The sequence below is a fragment of the Geoalkalibacter sp. genome (genome assembly GCF_030604225.1).
Classification (GTDB): Bacteria; Desulfobacterota; Desulfuromonadia; order Desulfuromonadales; family Geoalkalibacteraceae; genus Geoalkalibacter.
In genome coordinates this window covers 1-6,454 of record NZ_JAUVWH010000155.1, presented here as the reverse complement: position 1 = coordinate 6,454, position 6,454 = coordinate 1, and the positions used below count along the sequence as shown (strand labels likewise).

Sequence of the window (6,454 nt, the reverse complement as noted above, 5' to 3'; positions counted from 1 at the left end):
TGCACCACGGCGACGATGCCTTCGACGAAGTGCACGTACTGCACATAGGCCTCGACGTAGTCGCGGCCGGCGTCCACGCTCTCGTCGGCTTTCTCGCGCAGTTCGAGGGCATGGACGAAGCGCTCGCGCATGGCCTTGCCAACGTGGGCGGAAATGGTATCGGCCAGAACGTCCACCGAGCCGTTTTCCAGGGCCTGATCGGCTTTCACGATAGGCGCGGGGATGACGCCGGCGGGCTTGAGGCCCGTGTAGGGCGCGCCTTCACCGGCGCGATGCACCCGCACCAGGGTCTCGAAGAAATAGCGGTCGGCCAGCACCTTGGCTTCATCGCCCAGGCCGCGTACCTTGAGGGTGTGGGCGAAGGCGGCGCGTACCTCGTCCTCGTGCTCGGCGCTGACCCATTTAAGCAGCGGCCCGACCTCGCCCTGGTCCAGGGCCAGACGTGCCTCGTTGATCACCGGCCCGTCCAGGGCGTCGCAGTGGGCAAAGGCCATCCGCGGCATCACCAGGGCCAGCACGCACGCCACAACCACCGCCAATTGTCTTCCCGTCATTTTCGCTACGCTCACGATCCAGCTCCTTTTGGATTGGGGGAGGGAAATCGCCCTCCGCATTCAAGGGTTCCCGCGCGCCGCGACTTGCGGCAGGCGTTCTCTTTGCTGGATGAAACGCAGGGGTGAGGGGATTTGTGACAGGATAGGAATTTTTTTTTCGCGCGGGGCAAAAAAAACCGGCTCAGTCGCGCTTCAGGGGCGTCAGCTCGCCGTTGCAGAACTCGCATTCCCTGGCGTCGTAATCGACGATCTTGTGGCAGTGAGGGCAGTAGCGTCGCCCGTAGTAGAGCAGGTTTTTTTCCGCCGGCTTGAGGGCGATGGCGTGGAACATGGCAAAGACGAAGAGCACCGTGCCGTAGAACCACCAGAGCAGGAAGTTGCGCCCCTTGGCCATGGCGACATAAGCGGGAAGCATTCCCAGCAGCAGCAAGACGATGACCCATTCCATGCGACCCAACCTCCGGATTGACGACAGGGTGGCGAATCCCTTTTCGCGGCTTGCAACTATTATAGGCCGATCAGGCCCGGATGCCAGTCGGGACTGCGGCATGGATGCCGCCGCGACTCTTCGCGATCCAGCCGACCCTGGACCTTTTTCCTATTCCCTGTATATTTTGCCGATACATCCCGATGTATACATTTTTCCCATCTATTTTCAACAACTTATTCCCACTCAGCACTTGCCGCCCGCCGACCTTGAGTCCTGGGGGTGTATAAATTCGCTGTTGGGCGGCAATGTCCCCTGATCCGCGCAGGCTCGCCAAAGAACCTTTTTATCCTGTTATTTTTCAGCATCTTACGCGGATTCGGCGCGAAAGGAAAAAACCTGGCACGCCTGATGCTCTATTACCAAGTCAAGAACACTGAAAACCCCCGCGACAGGAGGATGCCATGAAAAAGATGAGTTTGATGACCGCTGCCCTGTTGTCCCTTGCCGGCCAGGCCCTGGCCGCCCCGGCAGGCGAAGCCTCTTCCTCGGGACTGATGACCTGGATGTTCTTCGCCTTCTTCGGCCTGATTCTGGTGACCCAGCTGCTGCCCGGCCTGCTCATGCTGGGTTCGGCCCTCAAGGGTCTGTTCAGCCCGACGGTGAAACAGCTTCGCTGAACCAAGACAAGGTCTTGCTTGAAAAAGCCACCCCATAAAAGGAGGTCCGCCATGAAAGCCAAACTGTTTACCACTCTCGCCCTTCTGCTCAGCCTTGCCTCCCCTGCTCTCGCCGCGGGGACCCGCACGGATCACAGTGGCCTCGTCGTGTGGACGTTTCTCGGCTTCTGCGGCCTGATCGTGGTCGCGCAACTGGTACCCGCCCTGCTGGTCATGCTTGGGGCCGTCAAGGGTATCACCCAGGGCAGCGCGCAGGTCGCCGAGCAACGCGCCAAGCACTAAACCTCGACGCCATAGCGGCGCATAACAATCAAAAATCCCCAGCTTCCGATCGGAGGCTGGGGATTTTTCTTGTTCCCTTGACGTGCATCAAGGCCGGCGCGCGTCCCTTCGGCGAGAATGGGCGCAACTCTCGGCCTGTCAAGGAGACGAAGATGCTCACCGCCACCGAAATCACTCTCAACCTCTGCATCTGGGGACTGCTCGGCGTGGGGCTGTTTTTCGGCCTGCGCGCCGCCCTGCGCCGTCGCCGGCAAGCGCGCCGCGCCACGGACCAATCCCGCCCCTAAGACGCATATGCTTTCTTCATCCACCGTATACTTTGCGCATACATCGCGAAAAACCAGACTTTTTCCAATATTTTCAATCGTTTACACATAAAATTCGGGTTTTTTTGGCGCAACCGGCGGCCCGCGGATGTATGAAAATAATATTTTCCTCCCGCGCGGGCGTAAAGAAGCCAGGCCGAAGACGAAACTTTTTTCTGTTTAATATCAACAATTTAAACAATTTTTGTATTTTTTCCCAAACCTGGCACGCCTGATGCTCTTATATAAAATCAAACACAAGGCGCAGGGGATTTCCCCCACGAACCGATAACCCGCACAAAGGAGGACCGCCATGAAAGCCACCTTATTCGCCGCCATCGCCATGCTGCTCAGTATCGCTTCTCCCGCTTTCGCCGCCGTCGGGCCGCAGGAACACAGCGGCATCCTGGTGTGGGCCTTCATCGGCTTCTTCGGACTCATCGTCGTGGCCCAGCTGGTTCCGGCGGCGCTGGTGCTGATCGGCATCGCCCGCAGCTTCGCCGTCGGTCATCAGCAGATCAACTAACAGCCCTTCAAACCCTGAACCCCCTTTTGGCGAAGGACCTCTCCGAGTCCTTCGCTTTTTTTTGTAGTCGTGACATTGCGCCCCCTCTCCCTTGATGGGAGAGGGCTGGGGTGAGGGTGAAATCCACCTTGGCGCAAGGGGCGGGAGGCCCGTGACGGCCCACCCGCTCCCGCCGAAATCACCCGTAGATCTTGCTTTCCTGCTCGGCCACGCGGATGAAGGTGGTGCGCTTGGTCAGTTCCTTGAGGGCGCCGGCGCCGACGTAGGTGCAGGCCGAGCGCAGGCCGCCGAGAATGTCCTTGACCGTTTCGCCCAAGGGGCCGCGATAGGGCACCTCGACGGTCTTGCCTTCCGAGGAGCGGTATTCGGCCACGCCGCCGGCGTATTTCTCCATGGCGGTGGACGAGCTCATGCCGTAGAACAGCTTGAAGGTCTGTCCGCCGCGCTCCACCAACTCGCCGCCGCTTTCGTCGTGGCCGGCGAACATGCCGCCGAGCATGACGAAATCCGCCCCGCCGCCGAAGGCCTTGGCCACATCGCCGGCGCAGGCGCAGCCGCCGTCGGAGATGATGCGCCCGCCCAGGCCGTGGGCGGCGTCGGCGCATTCGATCACCGCCGAGAGCTGCGGGTAGCCGACGCCGGTCTTGACGCGCGTGGTGCACACCGAGCCGGGGCCGATGCCGACCTTGACGATATCGGCGCCCGAGAGCAGCAGTTCCTCGACCATTTCGCCGGTCACCACGTTGCCGGCGACGATGGTCTTGTCGGGCCAGGTGTCGCGCACCTTCTGCACGAACTCGACAAAGGCCTCGGCATAGCCGTTGGCCACGTCGATGCAGATGAATTGCAAGCCCGGCGCCAGCTTGAGGATTTCGCCCATGCGCGCGTAGTCCTCGTCGGCGGTGCCGGTGCTGACCATGATGCGCTCGAAAATCCCGTCGTCGTGCCTGGCGAGAAAGGCGTCCCAGGCCCTGAGGCTGTAATGCTTGTGGATGGCGGTGAGCATGCCGTGGCGGGCCAGCACGGCGGCGGCCTCGAAGGTGCCGACGGTGTCCATGTTGGCGGCGATGACCGGCACGCCGGTCCACTGGCGCCCGCTGTGCATGAAGGTGAAGGTGCGCTCCAGGGCGACCTGGGCGCGGCTTTTGAGGGTCGAGCGCTTGGGGCGGATGAGCACGTCCTTGAACCCCAGCTTGAGATCGGCTTCAATGCGCATGGCGGAACTCCTTGGCGAGATCGGGTGATTTGGCGCGGGCCGTGGACGCGGTGGATTTCAGCGTCTATGATAGAAAATATCCGATGTGCCTTTTCCCTGAATCGAGGCCCATGAAACCTGCCCTCAAATACTGGATCTTTCTTCTGGCCATCGTCAACCTGATCTTCGGGGTGATCATGGCCAGCGTCATCGGTTCCTGGTTCAACCTCTCGGACTTCGAGCGCGACTTCGTGCACGACATCGCCGGCAAGATCCTGCCCTTTCCGGTGCTCGGCGCCTTTGTCCTGGTGGGCGCCATCGGCGCGCTGGTGAGCTTGCTGTTCAAGTACTACATCATTCCCATTCTGCAACTGGCCGAGGAAACCCAGCTCATCACCAAGGCCAACCCGGAGCACCGCATCGCGCCGCGGGGAGCCCGCGAGCTGGTGTATCTGACCGAGGTGATCAACGCCTCGGCCGAGGCCTTCGCCCAGCTCAAGACCGAGGTCGAGGAGAAGATCAGCGCCGCGCGGGCCGACCTCGACGAAGAGCGCCGCCGCCTGGCCGCGCTCATGTCGGAACTGCCGGCGGGGGTGCTGGTGTGCAACCGCGATGGGCAGATCCTGCTCTACAACGATCAGGCGCACAAGCTGTTGCAGGGCCCGAGGACGCGGGAGCAGGACGGTGAGGCGGTGGGCGGGCTGGTGGGCCTGGGGCGCTCGGTCTTCGGCGTGCTCAACCGCGACCCCATCGTCCACGCCCTGGAACTGTTGCAGGGCGCCCTGGATCAGGGACAAGTGCTGTCGAGCTCGGCCTTCATGATGACGCTGGAAACGGGACGCTGCCTGCGCGTCAACATGGCGCCGGTGCTCGCCGGCCGTTCGGAGGGTCGCGAAATTTCAGGGTTCGTCCTGACCCTGGAGGACATCTCCGGCCAGATCGCCGCGGATACGCGCCGCGACATGCTCATTCAGGCCCTGACCGACAATGTGCAGCTGGCCCTGGGCGAAATCCGCCGCGCGATCACCACCATCCTCGGCGACCCGCAACTCCATCCCGAGCAGTTGAAGGAAAACCGCGTCACCATCGACCGCGCCTCGCGCGAACTGCAACAGCAGCTGGCCGAGGCGCGGGAGAACTACGCCCGCCACCTGCACGACCTGAGCAAGGTGGAATATGTGCTGGCGGAGAACCTTCTCGACATCCTGCGGAAAAACATCGGCGAACGCTTCGGCATCGCCGTGCGAGGGGATGCGCCGCGCGGGCTCTGGCTGCGGCTCGACAGCTATTCCCTGGTCCAGGCGGTGTCGCACCTGGCGGGTCTGCTGCGCAGCCACAATAACCTGGGCGCGTTTGGCATCCACATCGCGGATCGGGGCGCCGGCCGGGCGCTCATGACCATCGGCTGGCCCGAAGCCTGCCTCGACCACGGCTTCATCCGCGACTGGGTCCGCTCGCCCCTGGTGACCGACGCCCAGGGCAAGCTGCTGAGCTTCAGCGACGTGGTGCGGCGCCACGGCGGCGAACTGGAGATCGAGGCGACGGCCGCGCAGGCCTGCCATGAGGTGCGCATCGACCTGCCCGCGGACCCTCGGGCCGGCAGTCGGATGTCGGCGTCCACGCCACGCTCCCGCCCGGTCTATTATGAATTCGACCTGTTCCGGCAGCGCGGCCCGCAGGATCTGGGACGCCAACCCCTGCGCAAGCTGACCTATGTGGTGTTCGATACCGAAACCACCGGCCTGCGGCCCGCCGAAGGCGACGAAATCATCCAGATCGGCGCGGTGCGGGTAGTCAACGGACGCATCCTCGCGGGCGAAACCATCGATCAGCTCATCGACCCACGCCGCCCGGTGCCGCCCGATTCGGTGAAAATCCACGGCATCGACCCCAAGTTGCTCCACGGCCAGCCCACCATCGAGCAGATCCTGCCCCTTTTTCACCGCTTCGCCGAGGGCGCGGTGCTGGTGGCGCACAACGCGGCCTTCGACATGCGCTTTCTCCAGCTCAAGGAGCGCCAGAGCGGGGTGCGCTTCGCCAACCCGGTGCTCGACACCCTGCTGCTCAGCTCCGTGATCCACGCCCATCAGGAGAGCCATTCCCTCGACCAGGTCGCGCGCCTGCTCAATCTCACCATCGTCGGCCGCCACACCGCCCTGGGCGATGCCCTGGTCACCGCCGAAGTGCTGCTCAAGCTCATCCCCCTGCTCGAAGCGCGCGGCATCCACACCCTGGAGGACGCCTTCGAGGCCTGCATCAAGTCACCCTATGCCAAGCTCAGTTTTTGAGGCTGTCCTTTGTCCTTAACCTCCCCCCCCTTTGAAAAAAGGGGGATTGAGGGGGATTTTCTTCTGCTAGAGGCGCGTTTCGCTAAGCACGGCGAAGGGATTGGCGCTGTAGGCGCGAAAAATCGTGCGGCCGTCGTAGGAGAGCAGGGTCGCCAAGCGATCGCGGTTGACCGGGTGCGTCACTTGGGACAGGGCCG

Annotated in this window: 8 protein-coding genes; 5 read left to right on the top strand and 3 right to left on the bottom strand. The window is 62.7% G+C overall.

Annotation, left to right across the window (positions count from 1 at the left end; all coding sequences use genetic code 11):
* Together QAT43_RS13575 and QAT43_RS13570 are read right to left on the bottom strand one after the other, a co-directional pair.
* On the bottom strand, nt 1-569 hold a 569-nt coding region (locus tag QAT43_RS13575), incomplete at its 3' end, for a DUF6448 family protein (RefSeq protein ID WP_305043622.1).
* Between the two features lie 166 nt (nt 570-735).
* The gene (locus QAT43_RS13570) at nt 736-1,002 is read right to left on the bottom strand and encodes a hypothetical protein (protein ID WP_305043621.1); all 267 of its coding nucleotides are present in this window, start codon (nt 1,000-1,002) and stop codon (nt 736-738) included.
* 443 nt (nt 1,003-1,445) lie between these two features.
* Between QAT43_RS13570 and QAT43_RS13565 the strand changes: the two genes are divergently transcribed.
* The 4 genes from QAT43_RS13565 (at nt 1,446) to QAT43_RS13550 (ending at nt 2,774) form a co-directional block, all read left to right on the top strand.
* The gene (locus QAT43_RS13565; protein WP_305043620.1) at nt 1,446-1,661 is read left to right on the top strand and encodes a hypothetical protein; all 216 of its coding nucleotides are present in this window, start codon (nt 1,446-1,448) and stop codon (nt 1,659-1,661) included.
* A gap of 51 nt (nt 1,662-1,712) precedes the next feature.
* A complete protein-coding gene (locus QAT43_RS13560) occupies nt 1,713-1,943 on the top strand; it encodes a hypothetical protein (protein WP_305043619.1) in 231 nt (76 codons plus the stop codon).
* Nucleotides 1,944-2,095: 152 nt separating this feature from the next.
* Entirely contained in the window at nt 2,096-2,230 is a 135-nt protein-coding gene (locus tag QAT43_RS13555; protein WP_305043618.1) for a hypothetical protein, read from the top strand.
* Nucleotides 2,231-2,561: 331 nt separating this feature from the next.
* The gene (locus tag QAT43_RS13550; RefSeq protein ID WP_305043617.1) at nt 2,562-2,774 is read left to right on the top strand and encodes a hypothetical protein; all 213 of its coding nucleotides are present in this window, start codon (nt 2,562-2,564) and stop codon (nt 2,772-2,774) included.
* 178 nt (nt 2,775-2,952) lie between these two features.
* On the opposite strand, the gene QAT43_RS13545 is transcribed toward QAT43_RS13550, so the two are convergent.
* The gene (locus QAT43_RS13545) at nt 2,953-3,990 is read right to left on the bottom strand and encodes a GMP reductase (protein ID WP_305043616.1); all 1,038 of its coding nucleotides are present in this window, start codon (nt 3,988-3,990) and stop codon (nt 2,953-2,955) included.
* Nucleotides 3,991-4,100: 110 nt separating this feature from the next.
* On the opposite strand from QAT43_RS13545, the gene QAT43_RS13540 reads away from it, so the two are divergent.
* The gene (locus tag QAT43_RS13540) at nt 4,101-6,257 is read left to right on the top strand and encodes a 3'-5' exonuclease (RefSeq protein WP_305043615.1); all 2,157 of its coding nucleotides are present in this window, start codon (nt 4,101-4,103) and stop codon (nt 6,255-6,257) included.
* The last annotated feature ends 197 nt before the right edge of the window (nt 6,258-6,454 follow it).

Bases quoted from the DNA above. Each gene is read 5' to 3' on its own strand.
- QAT43_RS13545 (WP_305043616.1), bottom strand. From the start codon at position 3,990: ATGCGCATTGAAGCCGATCTCAAGCTGGGGTTCAAGGACGTGCTCATC.
- QAT43_RS13540 (WP_305043615.1), top strand. From the start codon at position 4,101: ATGAAACCTGCCCTCAAATACTGGATCTTTCTTCTGGCCATCGTCAAC.
- QAT43_RS13550 (WP_305043617.1), top strand. From the start codon at position 2,562: ATGAAAGCCACCTTATTCGCCGCCATCGCCATGCTGCTCAGTATCGCT.
- QAT43_RS13570 (WP_305043621.1), bottom strand. From the start codon at position 1,002: ATGGAATGGGTCATCGTCTTGCTGCTGCTGGGAATGCTTCCCGCTTAT.
- QAT43_RS13555 (WP_305043618.1), top strand. From the start codon at position 2,096: ATGCTCACCGCCACCGAAATCACTCTCAACCTCTGCATCTGGGGACTG.
- QAT43_RS13565 (WP_305043620.1), top strand. From the start codon at position 1,446: ATGAAAAAGATGAGTTTGATGACCGCTGCCCTGTTGTCCCTTGCCGGC.
- QAT43_RS13560 (WP_305043619.1), top strand. From the start codon at position 1,713: ATGAAAGCCAAACTGTTTACCACTCTCGCCCTTCTGCTCAGCCTTGCC.